The organism is Denitrobaculum tricleocarpae, assembly GCF_007004665.1.
GTDB classification, from domain to species: Bacteria; Pseudomonadota; Alphaproteobacteria; order Kiloniellales; family Kiloniellaceae; genus Denitrobaculum; species Denitrobaculum tricleocarpae.
Window position 1 is genome coordinate 929,912 of the sequence record NZ_ML660052.1, and the last position, 25,739, is coordinate 955,650.

At 57.6% G+C, this 25,739-nt stretch carries 22 protein-coding genes; 15 read left to right on the forward strand and 7 right to left on the reverse strand.

All coding sequences use genetic code 11. From position 1 onward, the window contains the following. The first annotated feature begins 37 nt into the window (after positions 1-37). Positions 38-604, forward strand: coding sequence for a dihydrofolate reductase family protein (locus tag FKG95_RS04285; RefSeq protein WP_142895040.1), 567 nt, complete (start codon positions 38-40; stop codon positions 602-604). On the opposite strand, the gene FKG95_RS04290 is transcribed toward FKG95_RS04285, so the two are convergent. Genes FKG95_RS04290 through FKG95_RS04300 form a run of 3 tightly spaced genes read right to left on the reverse strand, consistent with a single transcriptional unit; the run spans position 591 to position 1,922 of the window. Beyond that, entirely contained in the window at positions 591-866 is a 276-nt protein-coding gene (locus tag FKG95_RS04290; RefSeq protein WP_142895041.1) for a hypothetical protein, read from the reverse strand. The two genes, FKG95_RS04285 and FKG95_RS04290, sit on opposite strands and share 14 nt — an antisense overlap. Then, positions 859-1,113: a putative antibiotic biosynthesis monooxygenase gene (locus FKG95_RS04295; protein WP_142895042.1), complete on the reverse strand. Its 255-nt coding sequence runs from the start codon at positions 1,111-1,113 to the stop codon at positions 859-861. The genes FKG95_RS04290 and FKG95_RS04295 overlap by 8 nt, the downstream gene beginning before the upstream one ends. After that, on the reverse strand, positions 1,110-1,922 hold the full coding sequence (locus tag FKG95_RS04300; RefSeq protein ID WP_142895043.1) for an aldo/keto reductase: 813 nt from the start codon (positions 1,920-1,922) through the stop codon (positions 1,110-1,112). The genes FKG95_RS04295 and FKG95_RS04300 overlap by 4 nt, the downstream gene beginning before the upstream one ends. A 104-nt stretch (positions 1,923-2,026) precedes the next feature. Between FKG95_RS04300 and FKG95_RS04305 the strand changes: the two genes are divergently transcribed. The 8 genes from FKG95_RS04305 to FKG95_RS04340 all read left to right on the forward strand — a co-directional run bounded on the left by FKG95_RS04305 (position 2,027) and on the right by FKG95_RS04340 (position 14,328). Beyond that, positions 2,027-2,935: a LysR family transcriptional regulator gene (locus tag FKG95_RS04305; protein ID WP_142895044.1), complete on the forward strand. Its 909-nt coding sequence runs from the start codon at positions 2,027-2,029 to the stop codon at positions 2,933-2,935. A gap of 199 nt (positions 2,936-3,134) precedes the next feature. Further along, positions 3,135-3,902 (forward strand): hypothetical protein, encoded by a 768-nt coding sequence (locus FKG95_RS04310; protein ID WP_142895045.1) that lies wholly within the window; start codon positions 3,135-3,137, stop codon positions 3,900-3,902. Next, the gene (locus FKG95_RS04315) at positions 3,903-4,883 is read left to right on the forward strand and encodes a hypothetical protein (RefSeq protein ID WP_142895046.1); all 981 of its coding nucleotides are present in this window, start codon (positions 3,903-3,905) and stop codon (positions 4,881-4,883) included. A 393-nt stretch (positions 4,884-5,276) separates the two neighbouring features. Next, complete coding sequence (locus tag FKG95_RS04320; RefSeq protein WP_142895047.1) at positions 5,277-7,010, forward strand: hypothetical protein; 1,734 nt, start codon at positions 5,277-5,279, stop codon at positions 7,008-7,010. Positions 7,011-7,337: 327 nt separating this feature from the next. Then, positions 7,338-9,536 (forward strand): hypothetical protein, encoded by a 2,199-nt coding sequence (locus FKG95_RS04325; RefSeq protein WP_142895048.1) that lies wholly within the window; start codon positions 7,338-7,340, stop codon positions 9,534-9,536. Positions 9,537-9,653: 117 nt separating this feature from the next. Then, complete coding sequence (locus FKG95_RS04330; protein ID WP_142895049.1) at positions 9,654-10,199, forward strand: hypothetical protein; 546 nt, start codon at positions 9,654-9,656, stop codon at positions 10,197-10,199. Positions 10,200-10,807: 608 nt separating this feature from the next. Next, positions 10,808-12,505 carry an EF-hand domain-containing protein gene (locus FKG95_RS04335; RefSeq protein ID WP_142895050.1) on the forward strand — a complete coding sequence of 566 codons (1,698 nt, stop codon included), beginning with the start codon at positions 10,808-10,810 and terminating at the stop codon, positions 12,503-12,505. A gap of 2 nt (positions 12,506-12,507) precedes the next feature. Beyond that, on the forward strand, positions 12,508-14,328 hold the full coding sequence (locus tag FKG95_RS04340; RefSeq protein ID WP_142895051.1) for an EF-hand domain-containing protein: 1,821 nt from the start codon (positions 12,508-12,510) through the stop codon (positions 14,326-14,328). 154 nt (positions 14,329-14,482) lie between these two features. On the opposite strand, the gene FKG95_RS04345 is transcribed toward FKG95_RS04340, so the two are convergent. Beyond that, complete coding sequence (locus tag FKG95_RS04345) at positions 14,483-14,908, reverse strand: GNAT family N-acetyltransferase (RefSeq protein ID WP_142895052.1); 426 nt, start codon at positions 14,906-14,908, stop codon at positions 14,483-14,485. A 148-nt stretch (positions 14,909-15,056) separates the two neighbouring features. Beyond that, on the reverse strand, positions 15,057-15,488 hold the full coding sequence (locus tag FKG95_RS04350) for a VOC family protein (protein ID WP_142895053.1): 432 nt from the start codon (positions 15,486-15,488) through the stop codon (positions 15,057-15,059). 196 nt (positions 15,489-15,684) lie between these two features. On the opposite strand from FKG95_RS04350, the gene FKG95_RS04355 reads away from it, so the two are divergent. From FKG95_RS04355 to FKG95_RS04365, 3 genes are all read left to right on the forward strand, one after another. Then, positions 15,685-16,575 carry a DMT family transporter gene (locus FKG95_RS04355; RefSeq protein ID WP_218940058.1) on the forward strand — a complete coding sequence of 297 codons (891 nt, stop codon included), beginning with the start codon at positions 15,685-15,687 and terminating at the stop codon, positions 16,573-16,575. Between the two features lie 116 nt (positions 16,576-16,691). Continuing rightward, a complete protein-coding gene (gene ppk2 / locus FKG95_RS04360) occupies positions 16,692-17,543 on the forward strand; it encodes a polyphosphate kinase 2 (protein ID WP_142895054.1) in 852 nt (283 codons plus the stop codon). Between the two features lie 267 nt (positions 17,544-17,810). Continuing rightward, on the forward strand, positions 17,811-19,589 hold the full coding sequence (locus FKG95_RS04365) for an EF-hand domain-containing protein (RefSeq protein WP_142895055.1): 1,779 nt from the start codon (positions 17,811-17,813) through the stop codon (positions 19,587-19,589). A 151-nt stretch (positions 19,590-19,740) separates the two neighbouring features. Here the strand turns inward: FKG95_RS04365 and FKG95_RS04370 are convergent, their stop codons facing one another. Beyond that, complete coding sequence (locus FKG95_RS04370; RefSeq protein WP_142895056.1) at positions 19,741-20,379, reverse strand: DUF4259 domain-containing protein; 639 nt, start codon at positions 20,377-20,379, stop codon at positions 19,741-19,743. 253 nt (positions 20,380-20,632) lie between these two features. Between FKG95_RS04370 and FKG95_RS04375 the strand changes: the two genes are divergently transcribed. From FKG95_RS04375 to FKG95_RS04385, 3 genes are all read left to right on the forward strand, one after another. Beyond that, on the forward strand, positions 20,633-21,484 hold the full coding sequence (locus FKG95_RS04375; RefSeq protein ID WP_142895057.1) for a hypothetical protein: 852 nt from the start codon (positions 20,633-20,635) through the stop codon (positions 21,482-21,484). Between the two features lie 241 nt (positions 21,485-21,725). Next, positions 21,726-22,403: a ZinT family metal-binding protein gene (locus tag FKG95_RS04380; protein ID WP_142895058.1), complete on the forward strand. Its 678-nt coding sequence runs from the start codon at positions 21,726-21,728 to the stop codon at positions 22,401-22,403. 294 nt (positions 22,404-22,697) lie between these two features. Continuing rightward, on the forward strand, positions 22,698-24,461 hold the full coding sequence (locus tag FKG95_RS04385) for an EF-hand domain-containing protein (protein WP_142895059.1): 1,764 nt from the start codon (positions 22,698-22,700) through the stop codon (positions 24,459-24,461). Positions 24,462-24,512: 51 nt separating this feature from the next. Here the strand turns inward: FKG95_RS04385 and hutI are convergent, their stop codons facing one another. Beyond that, complete coding sequence (gene hutI / locus FKG95_RS04390; RefSeq protein WP_142895060.1) at positions 24,513-25,739, reverse strand: imidazolonepropionase; 1,227 nt, start codon at positions 25,737-25,739, stop codon at positions 24,513-24,515.

Consider the following 25,739-nt stretch of genomic DNA (forward strand, 5'->3'; position numbering starts at 1 on the left):
TCATCACTTCGGCGACGTAATCCACAGGGAGAAGACCATGCCCAGAGAACTCGCGATCCTGACCTTCCAGACCCTCGATGGCGTCATGCAGGCCCCCAGGTTGCCCGACGAGGACAGCTCCGGCGGCTTCACCCGGGGCGGCTGGGCCGATCCTCACTGGGACGGTGTGATGGAACAGGTCGGAAAGTTTGCCATGGCCGAGCCCTACGACCTGCTGCTCGGCCGCAAGACCTACGAGCTTTTCGCGCCGCATTTTTCGGGGGCCGGCGATACAAACCCCATGAACTCCGCGCGGAAGTATGTCGCCACCTCGACCCTGAGCCAGCTTGATTGGAACAACTCCGTGGCTCTGTCCGGCGATGTCGCTCAAGATGTCAAGGCGCTCAAGAGCCAGGATGGCCCTTTGCTCCAGGTTCATGGCAGCTGGCAACTGATTCAAACGCTCCTTGCCGAGCACCTGATCGATGAATTTCGGATCTGGAGCTTTCCGGTTCTTGTCGGTCCGGGCAAGCGCCTCTTCGGCGAGGGCGCAATGCCGCGTGCGCTGAAACTCGTTAAATCGGACACCACGTCGAGCGGTGCAGTGATGTCTATCTATCGATAGGGCTAAGGTTGTCGCTTCGGCTTTGCCTGGCGGTGGGATCGATGACCCGCTTCGCTTCGATGACCTTGCGCTCACCCTCGATACCAGCCGCCGAGTTATCAAATTCCATGCCGATGTGGCGGGACATAACTGCGTCGAGGCTGAGCAACCCCAGATGCGACGCGAATTTCAGGTTGAATTTCGCGTTTCCATCGCTGAGTCCGCTGGGTGCGGGCCCGACGGTATCGCTCTCGGTCGTCGTTCTGTCTTTGTCTTCAATCATTGTTTCTCTCCATTTCTTCGAGGGCCGGTGCGGCGGTTTGCTTTAGCCAGCCTTGCAGTTGCCCGGTGGCGAAGGGCAGGGCCACATAGACCAGCGCCGGAACCATGATGAGCGTCAGAGCCAGTGTTCTGAGCGGCATCGCGACGCCGTTCAGAACGGGATCAAGGGCGGCCAGCAGAAGGGTGATCATCGGATAGACAATAACCCAGGTCAGCAGAGCCATCTTGTGGCGATTCGGGGGTGTCATGCCGCACCTCCGTCCTTGGCGGTGGATACCAGGTCCCAGGCGCGCCAGTTGTCGTCCAGATGGACGATCGACGTGGTGCCGGGAATGACGATGATGTTGGGGGAACGCGCCAGCAGCCACGCGAGCGCCTGCTTCGGATCCAGCTTCGCGCCGGGCTGCATGGGATTGGCCCCGAGCGGCCCGTAAGGGATAAAGGCGATGCCCTGTTCGGCCGTAAACTCGACCAGATCCTGCGCGCTTGTCTCGGCCATGTTGAAGCGGTTCTGGACACTGGCGATCGGCGCGACGCTGAGCGCCCGCTCAAGATCCGCGCGCGTGACGTTGGAGAGACCGATATGGCGAATCCTGCCGTCCGCCTGCGCTTCGGCCAAAGCCCTGACCGAGGTCTCGATCGGTGTATCGGGATCCACGCGGTGAAGCTGAAAGAGGTCGATCCGGTCCCGGCGCAGGTTGATCAGCGCTTTGTCGATCTGGCGCAGCAGCGTACCGCGCGAGCCATCGACGAGAATCCTGCCGGGCTCGGGTTTGTCCACGCCGCCTTTGGTGGCGATCACGGCGTCACGGCCTCCCAGGGCTTCACCGACGATCCGGTCCGCCGTCTCCGGACCGTAGGCCCAGGCGCTATCGAAAAAAGTGACGCCGAGGTCATGAGCGCGGCGCAGCAGCGTCAGGCCCTGGTCCCATTGCGGGTAGGGACCGAAGTTCCCCGGCTGGCCGGTCAGGCGCATGGCACCGTACCCCAGGCGGTTCACCTCAAGGTTGCCGCCGATTTTGAAGCTCCGTGTGATGTTATCTCTTTGACTGGTCATTTCCGTCTCCTGGTGTTTGGTTTTCATTTCCTGAAAGACAAGATGAGACAAGATCTGCCATTCCTGTAGTCGACATAAAGGAGTAATTGTTATACGTATTACGTATGAGTAAGCCTCTCGACCGTCTGACCCTTCTGGAGTCTTTCGTGCGGATCTCCGACCGTGGCTCGATCTCGGCGGCCGCGCGGGATCTCGGTTTGTCGCAGGCTTCCGCGAGCCGCCAGTTGAAGGAGCTCGAAACCCGCCTGGGAACCCAGCTCATCCGGCGCACCACCCATTCTCTCGCGCTGACCCAGTCCGGGCAGGCCTTGCTGCGCGACGCGCGGGAGCTTCTGGCCGGGTGGGAAAATCTCCAGGAGCGGCACAGCGAGGGCGATCAGGCCGTGCGCGGGCCGCTGAAGGTGGTCGCACCGGTCGCTCTGGGCCAGCTTCAGCTGGCGGACATCGCCCTGGATTTTCAGCTCCGCTATCCACAGATCTCGCTCACCTGGGAGCTGGAGGACCAGCCCATCCGCTTCGCCGAGGTCGGCTGCGACTGCTGGATCAAGGTCGGACCGGTTCCCGATGACACCTTGATCGTGCGGGAGTTGGGCCGTGTCGAACGGATGCTCGTGGCGAGCCCCGGGCTCGTCGGCGCGCGGAGCTTCGCAAAACCCGATGAGGTCGCGGGCCTGCCTTTCGCGGCGCTGACCGCCTTCGAAGGGGCCCGCATCCCCCTGACCTCAAGCCGCGGCCGGCGTCATGAGCTGAAGCCCCGGGTGGCGATCGCCACCAACAATATCTTCGCCCTGCAGCGTGCCGCTCTCAAGGGCGTCGGCGTTGCGGTTCTGCCCCGCTGGTTCGTTCAAAAGGACCTGGACGAGGGGCGGCTGCTGGATCTTCTGCCGAAGTGGCGGGCCGCCAGGCTCACGATCAACGCGGCCTTCTTGCCTGCGCGGCGGCAACCGCAGCGGCTTTCGCTTTTCCTCGCGGCACTGGCCCGGGGCGTCGAAAGCATCCCCGGCATTGAGTGAAGCGTCTCGTTGTTTCTAAAGATTCACGGTCTTTAAGCGCCTCTCGCGTCCTTGCGGAATCTGTCCCGTTGATAACCGATCACCCGCTCGCTGATCGGCGCCCCCGCGATTTTTGAACCTGCCGCTCTTCTTTGCCGACTGATCGAAAGTAACCTGGTTTCCGGCTGGGGTTTCAGATCAGTTCTATGGAGAAGAAACCATGTCCGGAGCTATAGATTTTTCCGTTTCCGATCGAGATTTTCACCCCCCGCACCGATCAGTAAAACCAGGCGAATATCGCCGGGGGCTGCTGTCCGTCGGCGCTTTCGCCCTGGGTATGCTCGCCTCCGGCCCGGCCGCAGCCGACTGGGGGGCGGCCAGCATATCCGAACTGGATGCCGCCGTTATCGAGGTTGCCAGCGATGGTGAGACCTATACGACTGTCGAGGCCGGGTCTCCCGCCATTAAGGGACGGATACGGATGTATCTCGACACCCATGACTTCGGCCGGGTGAGATCCTGGGCTTTTTGGCCGAGCATCCAGGCTGACGGCGCACATAAGAAGCAGTTTCCGGAACTCAAGGTTTCCAAGAGCTACTCCCTTGGCGACCGGCCGAAGAAGGTAAAGCGGGACCTGCCCTTTTCCATTTCCCGGCAAGCTTACAAGTCGTACGCGGTGGAGGCCTGCAATCAACTGGCGTCCCGGCTTCGTAACGACCTTGGCCGGACGAACGAGCAGATCTTCGAAGCGGACCATCTGCTGTCGGTGCAGGTCCGCGCCGAGATCACCTGGGACATGTCGGGGCTCGCCAATGAAATTCCGCCTGCCAAGGAGCAGGTCGACCCTGATAGTATCGGTAAGCCCAAGGTAAAGGACGTCACGATCAACTGTATGAAGGTTCCGTCGCCGCCGATCGTGCCTGCGGTCACCGGGGTTGCCATGATCGTCAATGGCTACGATCCGGTCAATCGAGGCGGTCAATGCTAGATGCGGCTGAAAGGCGCGATCTCCTCGAACGTTCCCAGTCTCGACGTGACCTTCCGCTACGTCGACGGCACGGGCAAGGAGAGTGATCTGAAAACGGTCAACACCACCGCCGATCAAAGCGGCAATTTCGAGCACAGCTATCCCTTCAGTCCGGGCCACAAAACCGGCAAGGTCCGCATCGTCGGTGAGAATTTCAACTTCGCCTCGGACTGGAAAGACTACGACTTCCAGTGCGGCGAAAAACCCACCAAGGATTTCGCGACCCTCCTGCCGCCCGAAATCAAGTTTCTGGAAGTGGGCGTGATGGCGCCGCAATTCGAGAACCAGGGCTATATCTGTCCGCTAAAGGCGAAGATGGTCGGTGGTTACCGGGGCCGGGGTCCGTCTTCGGGCAAAGCCGTTCTGACCGCGAACGGACAGGTGCAAAAAATGACAACCTTCTCCATCGAAGAGGGCGAGACGAAGGTTATCGATGAAGAATTCAATCTTCCCTGGAGCCGGGTCGGCGGACCTTTCACCCAGTCCGTCAGGTATGTCTTCACCCTCTACAACGCCGAGGGCGCTGAGGTCGACCGCATAACAACGGGCGGCAGGTATTCCTGCGAGCAGATCGTCAATGCTGCGGTCTTGCAGCTCGAGCCCGACTTTACCATCCGCGCCCCGCGCAGGTTCGCCCGCAACGGCCAGATCATTCTGGTGGGTGCCAAGCCGGATCAGGTCTTCGAGCTGGCCTTCCTGCGCAAGACCAAGCGCGGGTACAAAGCCTATAAGTCGCCGCAGTTGCCCAAGCAGATGACTGGTGGCAAGGCAAGCTTCAACCCGCGGGCGCTCGAAGCCGGTGACTGGCGTCTCAAGGTCTGCGAAGTCAAGCAGATGAAGCGCACCGCAGGGTCCCACAACTGCCAGCAGTCCGACTTCAAGCTGATGAAACGAAAGGCGCCCGGCCAGAAGAAAACCTCGGTCAGGGGTGGCCGGGAGTAGAAGCGCCAGAGGACGGCGCGGGTATCGGCCGGCAACACCAGGCTGCGTCCGGTCTCGCAATGAGACCGGGCGCTGTCTGTTTGTTTCTGCCTTTACAAGCCGTTGCGCAGTTTTTGAACCTGATCTTCCTCTCCATCGACTGATCTACAGCTACTCCGGCATTAGCGCAGATTGTGTTCAATAAAACAGACGTGTTCGAAGGCAGAGCCAGAGAATGCGATTGAGTGCGATAGGCGTGGGCTGAGTTTCCATTTATTGAATCATGGAGAAGAAGCCGTGTTAAACCAAAGTAATACTCAAAGTCATTATCGCGATATTCGTCCTTCAATCCCTCCGGCCAGGCCAAGCGTCTTTCGCCGGTCGCTTTTGTCCGCTGGCGCCGTGGCTCTGGGCATGACCGTCTCCGGACAAGCCCTTGCCGACTCCGGTATCTCATACATATCGCAGTTGGATCTTGCCCTCATAGAGGTCGTCAGCGATGGCGAGAATTATACCTCGGTGCCGGGTTCGTCTCCGGCCATCAAAGGCAAGATGAAGATGTTCCTGAACGCGCATAAGTACGGCCGGGTCAAATCCTGGGCCTTATGGCCGAGTATCCAGGCGGATGATACGCCGAAGAAACAGTACCAGAACTTCAAATACTCTAAGAGCTACCCGATCGGCGACAGGCCCAAGAAGGTGGAGCGGGAGCTTCCCTTCGCCATCTACGTTCAGGCCTACAAGACTTACGCCAAAGACGCCTGCAATCAGATGGCGTCCCGCTTGCGCAATGAACAGGGTTACAGCAACGAGGAGATCTTTTCCGTCGACCGCGTGCTCTCCGTAAAGGTCCGTGCCGAGGTCAGCTGGGAAATGTCGGGCGCTGCCAACGACGACCCGCCTCCGGTACAGGTCGATGGGGGAACTCCCGGCGCGAATCCCCTGATCAAGCCGGTCTCGATCAACTGTAAGAAGGCGCCGCCGATTCCGCCGGCGGTCACCGGATCGGCCGTTGTCGTTCAGGGCTATGACCCGATCAATTTTGCCGGCAAGTGCCAGATGAAGCTCAACGGCTCGATCATCTCAAACGTTCCTGGTGTCGACGTGACCTTCCGCTACGTTGATGGCACCGGCAAAGAGAGCGACCTGAAAAGCGTTACTACCAACGCCAATCGAAGCGCCACCTTCGAGCATAAATACCCTCTCGGTCCGGGACATAAAACCGGCAAGGTCCGCATCGTCGGGCAGAATTTCAATTTCACCTCGAACTGGAAAGACTACGACTTCGAGTGCGGTGCCGAACCGACCAACGATCTCCAGACGTTCCTGCCGCCGAAAGCGACGCTGCTGCAGGTCGGGGCCATGGCTCCGGAATTCCAATACAAGGGCCACATCTGTCCGGTAAAGGCAAAGATGATCGGCGGCTACAAGGGCCGGGGAAAGGTCTCCGGTAAGGCTGTTCTGGCCGCCAAGGGGCAACCCAAGGTGATGAAGTCCTACAGCATCGAAGACAGTCAAACGAAGTACATCGATGGAGAGTTCGTCCTTCCCTGGCAAAGCGTTCAGGGCTCTCTCCAGCAGACCGTGAACTTTGAGCTGATCATCCTTAACGCGCAGGGCGCACAGGTCGACTACATGAAGAAGTCCGTCAATTTCGCCTGCACGAAAACTGCCGCCGTCGGCAAACTGGGTGTTGGCGGCGTAACCCCGCCGCCGACGCAACCCACCGGCAAAACGGTGGCCACCCAGGCGAAGCAGAAGATCGTCATCCTGGCGCCGCGCAACCGCATCCGCAATGGCAAGATCCGGCTCTCGGGCGCCAAGCCGGATCAGGTCCACAGCCTTGTCTTCCTGCGCAAGACCAAGAACGGATATAAGCTGCACACCTCCGCGCAGTTGCCCCAGCAGATGACCGGTGCGAAAGGAAGTTTCAATCTGAATGCACTGAGCGGCGGCGACTGGCAACTGAGGGTCTGTCCGCCCGGCGGCAATGGTCAGTTCACCGGTCCCCAGCAGTGCAAGCATGCGAACTTTTATCTGCCGAAAAAGACAAAACCGCTCGGCAAGGTCAAGACCCCGGGCAAACCCGGACCTGGACCTGGTCCAAAGCCAAAGGTCTATAAGATCGTGCCAGGTGCCGGCAGCTAACTATCGCCAGCTCGGTATCGCCAGCTAACGCGCGGCATCCGTCCGGTCTCGGCTCCTATGACGAGACCGGGCGGGGCAGCGGGAGCGATGTAGAAATTTCGACGCGACCGGGCAGATGCCTCGATCACAAACCAGAGGGCCTGCGAATGGTATCCGCAGTTTCTTGGGGAATTTTCTTGCCGCAGATACCCTGCCTCACTTCACTCTCTGACAATTCTTCCAAAAAAGCTCCAAGGCTTTTTGAACCCACTGCGCTTCTTTGCCGACTGATCGACAGTAACCTGGTTTCCGGCTGGGGTTTCAGATCAGTTCTATGGAGAAGAAACCATGTCCAGACCTATTGATCCGCCGAGTCCCGGCGGAGATTTCCACACCCCACATCTCTCAGCGAAACCAATTGGCCTTCGCCGCGGACTGCTATCCGCCGGTATCCTTGCTCTGAGCGTGGCTGCCGCCGACCCGGCGGTTGCTGATTTTGGATCAGCGAGCATAAAGGAGCTGGATCAAGCCACCATCGAAGTGGTCAGTGACGGTGAAAACTACACGCATGTTTTGTCATCGTCGCCCGCCATTACAGGCAGGATGACGATGTCCCTCGATGCCCTTAAGTATGGCCGGATCGTATCCTGGGCTCTTTGGCCCAGCATCAAGGCCGAGGCCGAGGCTGGGAACGGCATGCCGAAAGAGCAGTTCCAGGAACTTGGCGCCTCGAAGAGTTATCCGCTTGGCGACAGGCCGAAAAAGGTATCGCGGGATCTACCCTTTTCCATTCCGTGGCAGAAATATGCCCCTTACGCCAAACAGGCTTGTAATGAGCTGGCCTCGGAACTGCGCAGCTTCCAGGGCAAGAGCAATGAGGAGATCTTTGCGAGCGATCGTACGATCTCCCTGAAGGTCCGTGCCGAGGTCACCTGGGAAATGTCGGGAAGTGGGGCCGAATACCCACGTCGTGGCCAGGTCTCCGGTCCCGCCGTAGAGAATTCCGCGATCAAGCCGGTCGTGATCAACTGCAAGAAAACTCCAGCACCCCCGCCGCTGACGCCCGCAGTCACCGCGGCCGCAATGATTGTAAACGGCTACGATCCGGTCAACTTTGCCGGCAAATGTCAGATGAGGCTGAAAGGCGCGATCTCCTCGAATGTTCCCAATCTCGATGTCACCTTTCGTTACGTCGATGGGGAGGGCAAACAGAGCGATCTGAAAAGCATCAATACGACTGCCGACCAAAGCGGCAGCTTCGAGCACAGCTATCCCCTCAGCCCCGGTCACAAGACCGGTAAGATCCGGATCGTCGGGGAGAACTTCAACTTCACTTCGAGCTGGAAAAACTACGACTTCGAGTGCGGCGCCGAGCCGACCAACGACCTCCTGACGCTCCTGCCGCCGAGGGTGAAGTTTCTGGAAGTTCTCCCGACCGCCAAGGAAGTCAGGGTCAGGGGCCATATGTGCCCGGCTGAAGCGAAGATGATCGGGTCTTATGTCGGCCGGGGATCTACGGCCGGCAAGGCGGTTCTGAAGGTGGGCGGCTTTGCCAAGTCGCAGGAAGCCTTCGACGTGGAAGATGGCGATGTCGAATACATCGACGATGAATACGATCTTCACTGGGCGACGGTGAAAGGAAGCCTCAGACAAAAGATCGAGTTCTCGCTGGTGCTCTACAATCATCTGGGCGGAGAAGTCGACCAGATGACAAAGAAGGTGACCTTCATCTGTCGGAAGCTGGAGTCTGTCGACAACTTCGCCTCGGTCGACCCCGAGCCCAAGACCGTCAGCCTGACGGTCGGGCCCGGAAGCGGAATGCTGCTGAAGAACGGTTACAGCTGTCCGGTGCGGGTTCTGCTGACCGGCAATGTGCAAAGCAATGAGCATCCGCTCTCCGGCAAGGTCGCTTTCTTTGCCAATGGTGAAGAGTTCAAGCAGGAAGCTTTGTCGCTGGGCGGTTATTCCGGCAGCGGTTTTGCCGCGCAGCATGATCTTGACTGGAGCCCGAAAGCCGCGCCGGGGCAGACCGCCGGTAACCTGGCCGGGTCCGCGCCGACCAAACAGAAGATCGTCTACGCGATGAAGGTCTTCAATTCGCATGGCGCGGAGATCGGCAGGAAGCTGAAGACGAAGGAATTCTCCTGCGTCAAGCTGGCGAGCGTCGGCGCCATCCCGACCTCACCGCCGGGCAAGCCGGCCGGCCAGATGGCGGCTCAGCCTAAGTTCACTATTCTGGCGCCCCGCAACCGCGTCAGTAACGGCGAGATCCGCCTGTCGGGCGCCAAGTCGAACCAGCTACATACCCTCGCGTTCCTGCGCAAGACCCAGAGCGGTTACAAGCTTCTCAACTCCCCACAGCTGCCCAAGCAGATGATGGGGAACACGGGAAGCTTCAATCCCGATGCGCTGGGCGGCGGGACCTGGCGGCTGAAGGTTTGCCAGCTTCTCAATCCCGATCAGTGCAAACAGTCGGACTTCTATCTGAAGAAAAAGAAGAAGTCGCCCGGCATGCCCGAGGCCGCCGGGATCCGAAGCCGGCGCTGAAAAACGGCCGGTCCGGTCTTGGGAATTCCTGAGGCCGGACCGGCAGGCCAACGGAGCGTTCCTCGACTTCCCGAGGACATCGCGAAGAGATTCACCCGGATGGAAAGGAAACCTCTCATGAAGAACATGATTTTAAAAACCGGCCTGGCCGCGCTGATGCTGTTGCTGCCGCTCGCGACGGCCCAGGCTTCGTCGCCCCTGCATCAGCCGGAGTTTCCGGCGCATCAGGGATCCTCTGCAGCCCATCCGACCGTGGAGGCGAACCTCGACGATGGGGCAGGGCAATGGCTGGAGGTCAGCAGACAGTCTCAAAGCCCGAGAAAAGGCCCGCTGTTCGGTCTGAAGTTGAAGGAGGTAAAACTCTACAGCGTTCCGGCAAGGCCGCAGTGCGGCAAACCCGTCAAGATGATTGCCGAGTTCTACACCAACAAGCCGGGCAAGATTGACTTCTTCTATATCCGCGGTGACGGCGAGAAACAGAAAGCCAGCGTAAAGACGGTTTCGGGCGCCAAGGGGATCATGAAAAGCTGGTCGAAAACCTACAAGTTCAACGCAACGGAAAACCGCAAGTACAGAATCCACGTCAAGGATCACAAGACGGCGACCAAATGGGTTGCGCTTAAGGTCAACTGTTCCACTGGCGGGACGGGCTTGAAAAACTGATAGTGACCATGAGGCGGAGCTGGACCCGGGAGCTTTGCGCCCGGCATATGAGGTCTTTCGAAAAGCAGTATGAGCATTGTGACGAGGATGCGCGATTGTGCCGACGTGCCAAACATCCACCTGCGGAACACTCGTCAGCATCGGTCGTTGGAACGCAGCAAATAAATCCGAGTTGATGCCTCTCATCGGTGCCAGGTCTTTGTCGATGTGATACCGATGGGGGGCACCCCGCTTCCAACTCCTGCCCATTCTTGACCGATAAACTGTAAGTCTGTAGTCCGCGGAGCAGAGTCGTTTTCCCACGGGGCTCGGAGGAGGAAATAGCCAGGAATTTCGTTCATACGGATGCAAGACGAGCTCGTTTTATTCCAAACGCTCAAAATGAACCAGTAGTGGTGATGCGCTTGTTGCGTGAAGTCAGCCCCTCGAGTCATATGAAGGAGGAGAGCGGGAACGCTGCCGGGTAAGCCTCTGAGAGATATCCGAAAATTTTAAGAACCATCTTTGATTTGAATGAAAATTTATCTCGACTTTTCCATAGTTATAGATTCACCCATTCTTCACGCCTATGTCTTATCTACAACCGGTAGATGTTTGGAGGGATGTGGATGCGTGGCTTGGCTTTTGCTGTTCTGATTGGGGTGGCGGCAGTATCCGGTGATGGCCCGAAAGCTGTCGCGGAGACAAGCTCCGAACGAATTGGTGACTATTGGGTTTGGCAGAAGGTCTTTCGGCATGCGGGCAGGACCAAGACCGAACCCGAGATGGTGAAGGCTTTCGCTCCGTTCTTCACGAAGGCGGAGATGGATGGTGTCCCGGGAATTTCCGAACAGGATCATGACTTAAGAGTACAGCAACAGTCGGTCCGACAGCGGACAAATTTTGTCACGCGCCACTGGTTTCCATATGACCTCAATTCAGATCTCGTGGTTACGCGCGAAGAGATTGACCTGGTTGCGCGCTCTCGCGCCTTCAAGAGCTTTGCCCAAAAGTCTCCCCTGGTCATGCCGACGCAGGAGCAGCTCTCTCAGATCCAGAGTGAGATAGCGGCAGAGATACTCAAGTACTTCAAGGGCGCGACGGATGAAATCTCGATAAAGGACGCAAACGCCATGGGTGATCCAAATTCCCAGCCTGACTGGGCGGAGAGCCTGAAGCGGTCGTTTGTGCCGCTTGATCTGGACCTGGACGGAGATGGGATGGTCTCGCGCGCCGAGTTTGATGCGTCCGTGCGAAGAGCCTTCGCCGATATCGATCGGGACGCCGATGGCGAAATCGACGACAAAGAACTGACCGGCGCGCGCGAAAGGCTACATACCATGCAGATGGCCGGACGAAAAAAAGCGCAGAGACAGAAGAGTAGACCGATGTCGGGGCGACAGCTCGCAAACTGCCGGCTGCCGGAGATTGCTCCGGAGCAGGAGTTCCTGTTTGTCAGCGCCGGCACAGGTACTGTTTTGACAAACGTCGTGTTGGACGATCAGGAAGAAACGGCCCGCTACAAACATCTCACAATAGAACCCGGTCGGAAAAAGCTGGTTCTGGCATTGACCGGCAGCAGGGCTTTGATATGGCGGATTTCGGGTGCGACCGAGCGTGTTGCGCATGTCATCGTCGGATCCCCACCGCGCTCGAAGCGCGATCCCGACAACGTCAAGGCCGCGGGCGTCATCGGTATCGAATCCGGGAAGGTGACCTTTGCGCAGGCGCCTTACTGCGTGCCTTATGTCGCCTCGGCCGAAAAAGCGCAAGAGAAGCAGCTCGCCGCCACACTCCTGCAGCTGGCGGGACGGGAGCCCGGTCATAGCTCGTTTGACGCCGGTGCCGGAACACTGGCTCTGCCATCGATGCAGCTCGACAAAACGCAAGACACCGAGAACCTCTTGAATCTGCCGGATAACGGCGGCGCCGGCGCCCTCATGTGGGCCAGGTTTAAGGGGGAGAATCCCATGGGGGTCGTGGATGTCGATCCCGCGACCGTGGTCACGAACGGGAATGCCGACCGCCGAGACCTTCTGCCCGGTGAAGCCGGCTTAGCCCAGCTTTTAGATCAAGGTGCGATCGAGCCTGCCGCCTACAACGTCAGTTATCTTCTCGGGAACAGTCGGGTGACACGTGGAATGAAGCCCGGTTCTGCAGGGCCGGCATTCTTGTCCGACCGGGAGATCATATGGTTTCCGTCCCACTACCGGGTTCTGAAAAAATTTCGCATGCCCGCCGACCTCTGTGGCTTGGGCGGTCCGTACTTTGTCAAGACGCCTGGTGTGCCGGAACCGGACCGCGGCACCTGTCCGCAGGAACGATAGTCATGAGAAACAAGCTTGACCGGCGGCAGCCCGGGCTCGCACTGCCGCAAGCGGCGCCGGAAGCGCGTTGGGAAAATGCGAGTGGATTTGCTGCTCTGAGGAGTTGGAAGATGCGTGGTCTCGGGTTTGCGGTTCTGATTGCACTGACTTTGGTACCGGCAAGTGGGTCGAAGACCGTCGCGCAGACCGCTTCTGCGTCCAGCGGCGAAGAGCAGCTATGGCATATGGTTTATGAACAGCTCCGGCATGTGCAGAGTGAGACTGACATGGTCAAGGCGCTTGGAAATGTCTACAGGCGGTCCGAGGTTGACGGTGTCGAGGGTATTTCCGAGCAGGACTATAAACTGAGTGTAAATCTGGACGCCATTCAACAGCGTCAGAGTTTTCTGATGAAACACTGGTTGCCGTTTGACCTGAACTTCGATCTCGTGGTGACGCGTGCGGAGATTGAGCGGGTTGCACGTGCGCAAGCGCAGAAGAACTTCACGTCCAGGGGCGCCCGGATTACACCCACCGAACCGCAGCTCCTGGCGGCGCAGCGCGAGATCGTCGACCGGGTTATGACTCACTACAATTCCCGCGCCGAACGGATCACGATGGAGGATGCGAACGCTGCCGCAAATGCGCTCATCGCAGACAGCCAGCGGCAACGTCGCAATCAGCAGATGGTGCCGCTGGACCTGGACCGGGATGGCGATCGGGTCGTCTCGCGTGCGGAGTTCGACGCCGCGGTTGTCCGTGCCTTCGCGACATTCGACCGGGACGGCGACGGTAAGATCGCCGGGGAGGAGCGCGCCCTTGCGCAGCGAGCCAGCAAGGACAAAAAGCGCCAAGAGGCCAACGAGCGGAGATTTCAGGCCAAACTCAGAGAATGCAGCCTGCCCCAGGTGCCTCGTGATGTCACCTTTATGGTTTTGAACACCCATTCGCGTCCCGGCGGCGCTTTGACGAATGTCGCATTGGGTGACAAAGAGAACGTGACGCATGTCGAACAAATCCATATCGAACCGGGCCAGGGCGATATAGTGGTCGCGATTACGGATCATCCCGATACGGTCTGGCAGTTCTCCGGGGCGGTTGAGCGGATAGCGCAGGTTCTGATCGGCGGTGAGGCGTCCGGGGTAACGGGGCTGCCTGCCGAAAAGGTGATCTTTGCAAATGGCACCGATTGCCTGCCTTACTTCTCCTCCGAAGAATACCGCGCAAGAAAACAGGTCGACCGGACAATAGAACGCCTCACCGGACGCTCGCCTGACAGCGTGCTGGTCGCGGAGAGATTCGGCCGGCTCTCGCTGCCCTCGATGACGATCGAGGAGGTGCAAACCTACGCGGATCTTTTGCCCCTACCCGACAGTGGCCCCGGTGAGTCGCTGCGGCGTAAATTTGCGCGCTTCTTTCCGGGCGGCATCGTCGACATCGATCCGGCGGACATCGTCAGCAACGTCGCGGCTGAACGGCGCCGGGTTTTGCCGGGTCACGCCGGATTGGCTCAGCTTCTCGATGAAGGTGCCCTGGAGGCAACGGCCTACGCTCTGACCTATCCGGTCGGGCCTCATTTCAACACCATTCTGGAAGATGGCAAGCACATCCTTCCGAGCAATATCTCGGAAGACGATGTTCTCCGCTTTCCCGTCGCCTTCACCATCCGCAAGAAAATGCGCATGCCAGCGGGACACTGCAACGGCGTCTTTCCCAAGCTGACTCTGGCGAGCGGCGTTCCCCTGCCGGAGGTTGGAAGCTGCCATCCGAAGATCTACATCACCGATACGGGTAAGACCTTGAAGTGCAGCGGGACCGCCGTTCAGTGCCGCTACGATCATTAAGCTGATGACTGGGGAGAGGAAAGACACTGACCTGGCTTTGTTCATGGAATAGGAACAGCTATGCGCCTTCCCGCGAACCTGGCCATTTACCGGGAGCTGCGACGCGGGCGAAATCTGACTTTGACTTGAATCGAGCCCGGTCGTTCACGATCCTTTAGACAGTTCGTGCGAGATGCCGGTACATGTAGATGCCCTCTGGCGAAGGCTTGAATCCGTGCCGCCGGTAAAATGCGTGAGCGTTCTTCGTTCCCAGGTACCACTGTGGTACAGCCAAGAGGTCAGGATGCTTCAAAAGCCCCGTGAGCAGGTGTGTTCCGTAACCCTTGCCCCTGAAACCATCGAACACAAAAAAATCCTTTATGTGCGCACAGGTTGTCCGGTCTGAAACGGCACGGGCAAACGCGATTTGCGTATCGCCGGTCATGAGTGCTACGCAAGACGAATGTGCAAAAGATCCCATAATCTGAGCCTTATCGAGCTTCAAACCCCAATAGGAAGACATAACGAAATCACAGACGCGCTCCAGGTCCATTTCGTCCGGAAGGTAGGTTATCTGTGCCTGATTTTCTTCTGTGTTCATGATGCAATTCTACATGCCGGCTGAGCCGGAACAACCGGTAGCCTGGACGTGAAGTTGCCAATCCCGCTCTTGTTCAACGCGATCAACTGGCCTGACGCCCGTGATCGAAGTGCCGGACCGAACTGGATTCAAGTAAGCGGGACCGGCTCTACCGCTGCTCCAGCTCGAGAACATTTCCCTCAGGGTCGCGCAGGTAGACGCAGAGAACAGGCGACTGCGGCGTCCCCAGATCGGTAACCTCGCCTAACGGCGCTCCGCCCGCCGCGAGGATTGCGGCGGAGGTGGCATGAATATCCTCGACTTCGAAACAGAGATGTCCGAGGCCCGGCTGATTGACCGCTGGAGTTGGACGGTCTTCGAAGTTCTCATACTGCAAGACTTCCAGAAATTGGTCGTCCGCACCGGGCAGGCTCAACCAGGCCGCATAAATTTTGGAGTTGGCGACGCCGTTGCCTTTTGAGACCTGCTCGCCCGACATCGTCCAGCGCTCGACTCTGTCCTCGCACTCGAAGACCGCTGTATAAAAATCCGCAAGCCGGTCCCGGTCGCGGGCGACCAGGCTGACGTGGCTGAACTTCATCACCTGCTCCTGCGGCGCCGGGAAAAACTGCCGGAGGATAGGGGCTCGTCAGGTCTCTGTGAAGACCTCTGTGCGTGTCGCATTGCCGCAACCGGCTTCGGAAAGCGAGGTTGCAAAAGCGTGGTGCGCGCGCTGGATTGAAGGTAGAAGTCGTTCGATATTTTTGGATCATTGGATCATTGGGAAGCCGAAACTGGTGAGCAGTATCACCTTCAGGGAAAAACAAAACAACGCTCTCGGCGTTTTCTTGATCTGCGTGACCATGCTGTTTTTTGCCGTTCAGGATGCGCTCTCCAAGCATCTTGTAAGCCATCATAGCGTCTTTCTGATCACGGCCATCCGCTATTGGTTCATGGCTGCGCTGGCCGTGTTTCTGGCGAGCCGGCAGCCGGGCGGCCTTCGTCATACCATCCGCAGTTCCAGGTTGTCCCTTCAGCTTTTACGCGGCGTTCTGCTTGCGGCGGAAATCTGTCTGATCGTTACATCCTTCGTCTTGCTGGGCCTGATCGAAACCCACGCGATCTTTGCGGTTGCGCCCTTGCTGGTCGTGGCGTTTTCCGGCCCGCTGCTGGGCGAGAAAGTCGGCTGGCAGCGATGGCTCGCCATTGCCGCTGGTTTCGTCGGCGTGCTGGTCATCCTGCGACCCGGGTTCGGCGTTTTTTCACCTTACGGGCTGATTGCGGTGGCCGCCTGCCTCGTCTTTGCCGCTTACGTTCTGCTGACTCGCCTGGTGTCGCGCGACGACAGCTCGGCGACGTCGTTTTTCTGGACCAGTATCGTGGGTATGGTCGTTCTCACGCCGATCGGACTCTGGAACTGGCATCCCTTGAGCGGTCAGGAGGTCGTGGTTTTAACGTTACTCTGTATCGTTGCGGGAACGGCACACTATCTTTTCATCAGCGCCTATGCCGTGGCCGAGGCGAGTATCGTCCAACCCTTCTCATACCTGCAGCTCGTCTTCGTGACGATTTTGGCAGTGGTATTCTTCGGGGAGCAGCTTCAATTGCACACCGCGATCGGCGCGCTCGCGGTGGTCTCCTCCGGGCTCTTCGTGATTTCCCGCAAGCCCACCCGCAAGCCCAGGTAAAGTCTTGGCCTCGAATATCCGGATGGAGACCCCTGAGCCGACCCGGCGGCACTGTCGCGCTTGACCCCGCGGCAAGGGCTGTGTTGCCATGACGGCAAAGATAGGAGGCAGCGACAATGTCAAAAAACACAAAAAATCACGCTGAGCCCAAGTCAAAGAACCCGGAGGCCGGGGAGGTGAAAAAGGTCTCGAATGCCGCTTACGAAAAAGAACTGGGCCGGCAGCAAATCGAACTGGTCAAACTGCAGGAATGGGTGAGACACACCGGTCATCGTGTGGCCATCGTTTTCGAGGGCCGCGACGCGGCGGGTAAAGGCGGCACCATCAAGCGTATCACCGAAGCCTTGAACCCGCGCATCTGTCAGGTCGTGGCCTTGCCGGCGCCGACCGAACGGGAGAAAACCCAGTGGTATTTCCAACGCTATGTCCCGCACCTGCCGGCCGCCGGCGAGATCGTCATCTTCGATCGCTCCTGGTACAACCGTGCCGGTGTTGAGCACGTCATGGGCTTTTGTTCTGCCGAAGAATACAAGGAATTCATGCGCAGCTGTCCCGAGTTCGAACGCATGCTGGTGCGCGCGGGCATTCAGTTGATCAAGTACTGGTTTTCGGTCAGTGACGAAGAGCAGGAACGCCGTTTTCAAAAGCGGCTGACGGATCCGACGAAGCGCTGGAAGCTGAGCCCGATGGATTTGGAAAGCCGGAAACGCTGGGTCGACTATTCAAAGGCCAAGGACACCATGTTCGCCCATACCGACATCAAACAGGCGCCGTGGTACGTGGTGGCTTCCGACGTCAAGAAGCATGCCCGCCTCAACTGCATCAGTCACCTGCTCTCCATGATTCCATACGAGGACGTCATGCCCGAAGAGATTGAGCTGGAAGAACGGCCTGAGCAAGCCGGCTACGTACGGCCGCCAATGGACGACCAGACCTTTGTTCCGGAGATCCATCATCAGTTTGTTTAGCGCGCGGTCTGACAAGCCTGGTCAAAAGGCAAAGCTTAGAAGCAAAGCGGGTAGGTCTTACCGACTGAACACGGTTGCTCAGGTGCACGCAAAAGAAGACCTGTCCCTGTGCGCCGAATGAGAGTTCTGCGACTACACTTTTTCGAGGCAGCCTGCATTTCAGACCAATTTCCCTTGAATCTATCTGTAATTTTCGGATCTCAAAATTCACACAATCTTCATTGCCGCACTTTAAGCACAACCCTGGGAAGCAATCCGGAGGGAAAAATGCGCAAGTGCTTATTTGGGATTCTGACTGCTGTTGCCTTGATACCGGCAAATCCTACGCTTGCGGAGGATGACTTCCGCCCCATGGTCAGTGGGGAAGACTGGCTTTGGCAAAGGATATTTGCGCGCACGAAGCAGGAACCGGTCCGAAGCGCGATCCTCAAGCATATGGATGCAGTATACCGTAAGTATGAGCAGGATGGCGTGGATGGCATTTCACAAGAGGACTATGACCTGGGTCTTCAACTGGCTCGCGTAAAATACCGTAACGACTTCTTGAATAGACATTGGTTGCCTTACGATCTTGACGGTGATCAAATCGTGACGCATCAAGAAGTAGAGGCCGTTAGCCGCAATAGGGTGCTTAAAAACTTCTCCGTGGAGGGTGTTCGCATTCTGCCTACTTCTGAGCAACTTGCGGAATTAGAGCGCGAAGCTGTTGCAGATACTCTGAAAAATCTAGGTGAGATCGGCGACGGAATTGACTTCTCTGAGGCGGTAATGCTCGCTGCCAGAATGGAGGAGAAGACAGGTGTACACCGGGGTGTCTTGGGTGCAATCCGCTCGTTCATGTCGCTTGATCGGGATGATGACTTGCGTGTCTCACGTGCCGAGTTCGATGCGGCTGTTCTGGAGGCTTTCGCCAGGATCGACAGCAATGGAGATGGACTCGTTGACGCTGACGAGTTCGCAGTTGCAGAGAGAGAAAGGCGGGCGTTCAAGGCGTCGTATGATAAAGAACTCAAGGCCAGGAGAGCCGCGCGGGGGGTCCAGTACACACTCAGAAACTGTAAGCTGCCAAAGGTGTCACCGGAACATATCTTCGCTCTTGTGAGTGCCAGATACTCAAATGCCGTCGCAAATATAGTGCTCGGTGATCATGAGGATGCGGCGCTCGTTGAACAGATCGTTGTCGAACCAGGGCAGGCAAAACTGGTTCTGGCCTTGACCGGTTCTGCCAGTACGATTTGGCGTATTTCGGGTGCTGTAGACCGCGTCGAGCACATTATTGTTGGATCCGGCGTGCGGCAGCAGACGGAAACGAATGCGCTTGATTTTGAAGCCGTCGTGACGTCCGGTGTGACGGGAGTCGAAGCGAACAAGGTGACATTTGCGCAATCCCCTAGCTGCTTGCCGTTTCTTTCAAAGCCGGAAGACCGCGAGAGAAAAAAAGTCGACGCTACACTCAAGCGCTTGACGGGCAGTGCGTTGGATCACGTGTCGGTGGTCATGCAGAAGAACACCGTTTTTGTGCCCTCCTTGACGACTGAGCGAAATGCGCCTTTGGATGACAGGTTGATGTTGCCGAGCACTGGCCCTGGTGAAACGCTTCGGCAAAGATTTATGAGCCGGTACCGATCGGGCATTATAGACATCGATCCGGCAAGGGTCGTTGCAAATGGTAAAGCTCGCAGCCTTGACGTTCTTCCCAGTTATGCGGGACTTGCTCAGCTTTTGGATCAAGGCGCCTTGGAGGCCGTAAGCTATTCTCTTTCCTACTGGGTTGGAGAACGACGTTATACGATTGAAGAGGGGGGTGCGGAAGCGGTGCCGGATGACGTTCCTGCCGATAAAGTGAGCCGCTTCCCAAGCAAGTTTCTGATCAAACAGAAAATAGAAATGCCCGCCAGCCTTTGTGATGACATGGTCCCTAGGTTTTCCTTAGCACGTGGCGTGCCTCTGCCCACATTTCTGGGTTGTCACCCCAGGATCATGATCGAGGAAACAGGAGAGACCTTGATCTGTAAAAACGTCTTTCGGCTTCAGTGCCGCCCATGAGACGAACTGGCATTTATGTGAACTCAGAACAACGGTCAGCAGAATAAGGGTTAGGTCTTGGTTCGTGCGTATGTAATGTCACCGAACTGGACAGGGTTTGCGAAAATCAAAATATGACCCTGCATTCACAGGCTCCTTAAGCAGACCTTGGTCACACCACAAACCCCATGTCTTTCATGAGCCGTTTTCTGGTGTTCTCGCTCGGCGACCCGTCCTCGTTCCAATGCGGCCCGGGAATCAATTTCTCGATGCAACTGCGATGGGGATGGATCGACAGGGTGCCGCCCCCTTGCATCGTGTATTCGAAGTTGATGCCGTCCCGTTCGATGACCGGCCCGGAACAAAGATAGCAATGGCCCAGAAAGTCGTCCGGTATCTCCGGCTGTTCTTCCCTTGCCGGCGCTTTGGTGGGCGCTGACGGGGTGAGGCGCAGAAGCAGGTTCTCCAGTTCCGCTTGCCATTCGGCATCGTCTTCTTCCGACCAGAGTTCGGCCAGCTCCGACGTTTCGCGGACCCGCTGAACGATCGCTTTGGCGCTGTCCAGCAGATTGTCGGGAACTTCTTCCTTGCTGAAATCCGGCCCATCGGGCAGGTCGGCTGGCGGACGCCCGATGGCCACCGCGAGCAGATCACAGGCCGCCAGTGCGGTCGACGCTTCGTCTGCGTCCAGTTCGTCGGTATTTTTTCCGAATTTTACAAGGGTCTCGCACAGTGCCGCGAAGTCTTTGAGTTCGTCCGCAAAATCCAACGCCGTGTCGTTGCCAAAACTACCCGCGGCCCAGGTTCCCATCTCCATCTCCCGTATCTTTTGCCCGATACTGGAGAGGCGGCATTAAGGAATTGCGAAGATGAATGTGACGGAAGACTGTGGGGATTTGGTCTGACGAGGTGGCTCGCTCCTGCCTTCTGCTGCTCTTGCCGATAGTATAAGACTAAGCTCTTCTTCTGGGAAAACTGGGCGATCTCGATTTGGTTCCGGAGAGGTGTCTGTTCAAGCAGAATATGCGGGTCTATCAATTCCACGTGAGAAAGCCGGAAGATCTATGTTTACGCTCTGGTTGTTCTATGCGCTTCCGATTTTCTTGGGTGCTTTGATAATAGCGGTCTTTGTGCGTCGGCGCATTCGGTATTCAACTGCTAAAGTTTACTGCGCCGCAGTCGTCTCGGGTCTCTTCATTGCACCGATGCCGGTCGGCACCTTTTTTGGCATGGTGCCGAACGGGGTTTTGTTTTTCAGTGATCCCGGAGGCTATATTCAATACCTCACGAGGGCTTGGCCTTGGTTCTTAGTTTCGGTGCCGACAAGCACTGTCATATTTGCATTCTGTCTCGAAATAGTTTTGTCGACTCGCCAGTCGGAACATAGAAAATCCTATCAACCGCTCAAGCGCTTACTCGTTGGCGGCGTGGGTGTTTTGCTCATTGCTGGGCCACTCACTGTCTTTTGGCCAAAGGATCGTTCATGTCACAACGTGTTGCGTGACGGACTTACCTCGATCAGTCCAAAGGTAACCATCGACCTTGACCTGCCGATCGAAAACTGGCCTGACCTGGAAGCATTTTATCAAGGCTTTGCCGAAAGACATGAGCTTTCGATCCAAAAGGGGCGCAGTGAAAGCACGGACTCGGTCAAGTTGCTGTCACTCAACATGTGTCGAGAGCCCGGGGCTACTATCGCCACTGATGAGCAGCGTTGGAAGCACAACGATTTCAAGCATCAAATGCCTGGCTACGGTGTTGGAGTTCGTGTTTATCAAAACGAAGAACATGCCGATTGGGTGAGTCTGGCCCGAACCTTGATTGCCGAGTTGAGACAGACTTGGCCAGACCGGGTTCATGTGTCGGTAAAAGAAGGCGATTCCACACAGCTCCTTCCGCAAACGATGGATGACTGAAACGGCCTCAGTGCAGTGTTTTATCGTCTCAACCTCGCATCCCGCCTGTCCTTCACCGCGCTCACCAGCGGACTGAGGCCGACCCGATAGGCGATTCCGGTCACGACTCCACAGAGGTCCCCGCAGACCTCTTTTTGCCGCTTGCCGGAGCCTGGAAAATCAGATATCAGGATTATTAACGTAACGTTATAACGTTTTATATTTCCAAGCTTATCTCGACAATCAGCAGAGGTCTCATCGCATGCGGACAGCACTCACCAAGCCTATCTGCGCCCTGGCTGCGGGCGCGGTTTTTCTTTTCGCCCTGCAGGCCCAGCCGCAGAGCAGCGAAAAAGCCGACAAAGCCTCAAGCCACAACCACAGTCATGCCGAAAAGCACAGCTCCGACGATATCTACAAAGGCATATTTAAAGACAGTCAGATCGAGAGCCGGACACTGTCCGACTGGGCGGGTGATTGGCAGTCCGTCTTCCCTTATCTGCAGGACGGAACCCTGGACCCGGTCATGGAGCATAAGGCAGCGCATGGCAAAAAAACCGCGCAGGAGTATCATGCCTATTACATGACCGGCTACCAGACCGAGGTCGACCGGATCGTGATCAAGGACGACAGCGTCACTTTCTCCGAAAAGGAGGGCAGCGTCGCAGGCAAATACCTCAGCGACGGCTATGAGATCCTGACCTACAAATCCGGTAACCGCGGCGTCCGCTACATCTTCAAAAAAGCCGGCGGTGACGAGGGCGCGCCGGACTTCATCCAGTTCAGCGATCATCGCATCGCGCCCGAGGCCGCCGATCATTACCATCTCTATTGGGGTGACGACCGGGCCGCGCTTCTGAAAGAGGTGACCAACTGGCCCACCTACTATCCCTCCGCGCTGAGCGGCGAGGAGATTGTAAAGGAGATGACGGCCCACTGACCCAAGACCTGTTGAGCTGTCGCCGATGGGTTTGATCGCGATGTGCGTTCAGACCCATTGGCGCGCCTGAGGTTGAGCAGGGGCTCAAAGCGATCGCTTGAGAGAATGGTCAATTACGGTAAGCGACGCCTTTGCGGTGGGCTTGGGTTGGGAGTCTTAGATGACGTCTATTCCGGCCAATATTTTAGCATAATGCCTCTTGAATGCATGGCTGTTTTTTTCAGATGTCAAATTCACACAATCTTCACCGCTGCAGTTTATCTACAACCTCAGGAAGCAATCCGGAGGTTGAAAATGCGCAAGTGCTTGTTTGGGATTCTGACCGCCGCCGCCATGACTCCAACAAGTTCTGTGACGGCCGAAAAGTCTTCTCCCCTCGGGGTGAGCGGTGCCGATTGGGTTTGGCAAAGTGTTTATCGCCAAGTCAGGCGAGCACCGACCAAGGAGGCTCTCCTGGATGCCATGGATAACCTTTTCCGGCACTCCGAGGTTGATGGTGTGGAGGGCATTTCCGAGCAAGACTATAATCTCAGTACGCGCCTGCATTCGGCAAGACATCGCGGACTTTATCTGTCTGGTCACTGGTTCCCCTACGACCTTGATGGCGATTTGGTTGTAACCCGAGACGAGATTGAACAGGTCGCGCGCTACAAAGCTCTCAAAAGTTTTGCGGTGGACGGTGTCCCAATCACGCCGACACCTGAGCAACTTGCGAAGGTGCAGAAGAAAATATCCGAAACGATTTTGCTCAGGCTTGGTCAGGATGCCGAACGGTTCACCATGCAAGATGCAATAGCCGCATCTGCCGAGTATGAGGAACGTAAGGGTAATCAACCAAGCAAATCCGATTTTGTACCTCTGAGTCTCGATCGCGATGGCGACGCGAGAGTGTCGCGCGAAGAATTCGGTGCCGCTGTTCTCGTGGCTTTCGGACAACTCGATTCAAACGGCGATGATGTTATCGATAAGGATGAAATTGCAGTTGCCGCTGCAAAAGTTAAGCAGGCAAATGCGGAAATGATGAAGAGGCGCTCCGAGCAACGAGCTGAAGAGACATACCGCGCACAACTCCAAGCCTGTAGCTTGCCGAGAGTTACCTCGGATGAAACGCTTATTCTAATAAGCACTAACACTCATACTGGCCGCGCGCTGGCAAACATAGCGCTTGATGACGGTGAGGAAACGCTTGTTGTGGCGCAAGTCAAGATTGAGCCAGGCAAAGAAAAACTTGCTGTTGCGGTAACGGGTTTGCGCGGCACCGTCTGGAGGTTTTCAGGTGCTGTCGATCGGCTCTCTCATGTAATCGTCGGATCGCCATTTTCGATTGGAAAACGAGAAGAACGCGTGAAGATTGCGAGCGGTGTAACCGGAGTTCCTGATGAAAAAATCACATTTGCGCAAGAGCCCGAGTGTTTGCCCTACTTCACAAACCTTGACGAGCCTCGTTCAAAAAGATCTGTGCGGGCATTAACGGCGCTGACGGAACGCGCCCCGGACCATGTTGTATCAAATGCCACAGTCGGCACGATCTCCTTGCCGTCTCTGAGGATCGATAATGATGCGCCCTTCGCTAATGCCATCCCACTGACCAGTGAGGGTCCCGGTGCGCCGTTACTTCGTAAGTTCAAGAAGACCTTTCCCGGCGGAGTCGTGAATATTGATCCTGCGGCTGTCGTCACGACGGGGCATGCGGAGCGCCGCGAGACACTCCCAAGAAACGCAGGTTTTGCGCAGCTGCTCGATCAAGGGGTCCTGAAAGCCACCGGATACGATCTGACTTTTCAACTCGGCAACACATTCATTACGGTTCAGGAAAGCGATCCAAATCGCAAGCCGCCAGAAGACATGCCCAAGGATAGAATCGAGCGTTTTCCGAGCGCCTTTACTATTCTGAAGAAAACACGCCTACCCGTCGGAAACTGCCATCAATTCGCACCGAAGCTTACGCTCGCGAAAGGTGCACCTCTACCCGATTTTGGTGCTTGCTATCCTGCTATCAAGATCGAAGATTCTGGTGAAACACTCTGCAAGTTGCACCGAGGCAAGTGCCCAAAGTGAGTAGCGAGCTCATCGCGCGACGACGGTGGAACAGTGCCACAGATCTGTGTGTCAGGAACTGCAACATTCCACATCGCGCCCGTCCTTCACGGACGTCACCAGCGGATTGAACCCGATCCTATAGGCCAGTTCCGCCGGGGACTCGATGTCCCAGATGCAAAGATCCGCAACCTTACCGACCTCTAGTGTCCCCCGGCTCTCCCGCAACCCCAGCGCCTGTGCGCCGTGGCGGGTCACACCGAGCAGAGCCTCTTCCGGCGTCATACGGAAAAGAGTACAGGCCATGTTGAGCATCAGCAGCAGCGAGGTCGCGGGGGAGGAGCCGGGGTTGCTGTCGGTGGCGAGCGCGATGGGGACGCCGGCGTTGCGGAAAGCTTCGAGCGGCGGCTGCTTGGTTTCGCGCAGGAAGTAGAAGGCGCCGGGCAGCAGGACGGCGACGGTCCCGGCCTCCGCCATGGCTTGCGCGCCGGCCTCCGAAGTGTATTCCAGATGATCCGCCGAGAGCGCGCCGAACTCGGCGGCGAGCTTCGCACCCTCGAGGTCCGAGAGCTGGTCCGCGTGCAGCTTGACCGGCAGGCCGTTGTCGCGCGCCGCCTGGAAGACCCGCTTGGTCTGCTCATATGAGAAACCGATGGTCTCGCAGAAGGCATCGACCACATCCGCCAGGCCCGAGCTCGCGACCTCCGGCATCATCGCGCAGACCGCGTCGATGTAGCCGTCGCTGTCGCCCTCGAACTCCGGCGGCAGAGCATGAGCGCCCAGGAAAGTGGTGGAGACGGTGACCGGCAGGTCCTTGCCCAGACTGCGCGCGACGCGCAGTTGCTTCAGTTCGGTTTCCAGGTTCAGGCCGTAGCCGGATTTGATCTCGAGCGTGGTCACGCCTTCGGCCAGCAGACTCTTCAGACGGGGCAGGGCACCCGCGCGCAGTTCCTCCTCGCTGGCTTCGCGGGTGGCCTTGACCGTGTTGCGGATGCCGCCGCCCGCGCGGGCAATCTCCTCGTAGCTCGCGCCCTCCAGGCGCAGCTCGAACTCCCGCGCCCGGTTGCCGCCGTAAACCAGATGGGTGTGGCAGTCGATCAGTCCCGGCGTGATCCAGCGGCCTTCCAGGTCGATGACTTCCCGCGCAAGCGCGGCGGGCCTGTCCGGCAGTTCTGCCAGCGGACCCACCCAGGCGATCCTGCCATCCGCACTGGCGATGGCTCCCTTCTCGACCGCACCGTAGGCGGCGCCTTCCGTCATGGTGGCCAATCGGGCGTTGATCCAGAGCCGGTCCCACAT

What these genes read in the sequence shown, in the direction of transcription:
- FKG95_RS04285 (WP_142895040.1), top strand. Translation starts at nt 38, where the DNA reads ATGCCCAGAGAACTCGCGATCCTGACCTTCCAGACCCTCGATGGCGTC.
- FKG95_RS04290 (WP_142895041.1), bottom strand. Translation starts at nt 866, where the DNA reads ATGATTGAAGACAAAGACAGAACGACGACCGAGAGCGATACCGTCGGG.
- FKG95_RS04295 (WP_142895042.1), bottom strand. Translation starts at nt 1,113, where the DNA reads ATGACACCCCCGAATCGCCACAAGATGGCTCTGCTGACCTGGGTTATT.
- FKG95_RS04300 (WP_142895043.1), bottom strand. Translation starts at nt 1,922, where the DNA reads ATGACCAGTCAAAGAGATAACATCACACGGAGCTTCAAAATCGGCGGC.
- FKG95_RS04305 (WP_142895044.1), top strand. Translation starts at nt 2,027, where the DNA reads ATGAGTAAGCCTCTCGACCGTCTGACCCTTCTGGAGTCTTTCGTGCGG.
- FKG95_RS04310 (WP_142895045.1), top strand. Translation starts at nt 3,135, where the DNA reads ATGTCCGGAGCTATAGATTTTTCCGTTTCCGATCGAGATTTTCACCCC.
- FKG95_RS04315 (WP_142895046.1), top strand. Translation starts at nt 3,903, where the DNA reads ATGCGGCTGAAAGGCGCGATCTCCTCGAACGTTCCCAGTCTCGACGTG.
- FKG95_RS04320 (WP_142895047.1), top strand. Translation starts at nt 5,277, where the DNA reads ATGACCGTCTCCGGACAAGCCCTTGCCGACTCCGGTATCTCATACATA.
- FKG95_RS04325 (WP_142895048.1), top strand. Translation starts at nt 7,338, where the DNA reads ATGTCCAGACCTATTGATCCGCCGAGTCCCGGCGGAGATTTCCACACC.
- FKG95_RS04330 (WP_142895049.1), top strand. Translation starts at nt 9,654, where the DNA reads ATGAAGAACATGATTTTAAAAACCGGCCTGGCCGCGCTGATGCTGTTG.
- FKG95_RS04335 (WP_142895050.1), top strand. Translation starts at nt 10,808, where the DNA reads ATGCGTGGCTTGGCTTTTGCTGTTCTGATTGGGGTGGCGGCAGTATCC.
- FKG95_RS04340 (WP_142895051.1), top strand. Translation starts at nt 12,508, where the DNA reads ATGAGAAACAAGCTTGACCGGCGGCAGCCCGGGCTCGCACTGCCGCAA.
- FKG95_RS04345 (WP_142895052.1), bottom strand. Translation starts at nt 14,908, where the DNA reads ATGAACACAGAAGAAAATCAGGCACAGATAACCTACCTTCCGGACGAA.
- FKG95_RS04350 (WP_142895053.1), bottom strand. Translation starts at nt 15,488, where the DNA reads ATGAAGTTCAGCCACGTCAGCCTGGTCGCCCGCGACCGGGACCGGCTT.
- ppk2 (WP_142895054.1), top strand. Translation starts at nt 16,692, where the DNA reads ATGTCAAAAAACACAAAAAATCACGCTGAGCCCAAGTCAAAGAACCCG.
- FKG95_RS04365 (WP_142895055.1), top strand. Translation starts at nt 17,811, where the DNA reads ATGCGCAAGTGCTTATTTGGGATTCTGACTGCTGTTGCCTTGATACCG.
- FKG95_RS04370 (WP_142895056.1), bottom strand. Translation starts at nt 20,379, where the DNA reads ATGGGAACCTGGGCCGCGGGTAGTTTTGGCAACGACACGGCGTTGGAT.
- FKG95_RS04375 (WP_142895057.1), top strand. Translation starts at nt 20,633, where the DNA reads ATGTTTACGCTCTGGTTGTTCTATGCGCTTCCGATTTTCTTGGGTGCT.
- FKG95_RS04380 (WP_142895058.1), top strand. Translation starts at nt 21,726, where the DNA reads ATGCGGACAGCACTCACCAAGCCTATCTGCGCCCTGGCTGCGGGCGCG.
- FKG95_RS04385 (WP_142895059.1), top strand. Translation starts at nt 22,698, where the DNA reads ATGCGCAAGTGCTTGTTTGGGATTCTGACCGCCGCCGCCATGACTCCA.
- hutI (WP_142895060.1), bottom strand. Translation starts at nt 25,739, where the DNA reads ATGTGGGACCGGCTCTGGATCAACGCCCGATTGGCCACCATGACGGAA.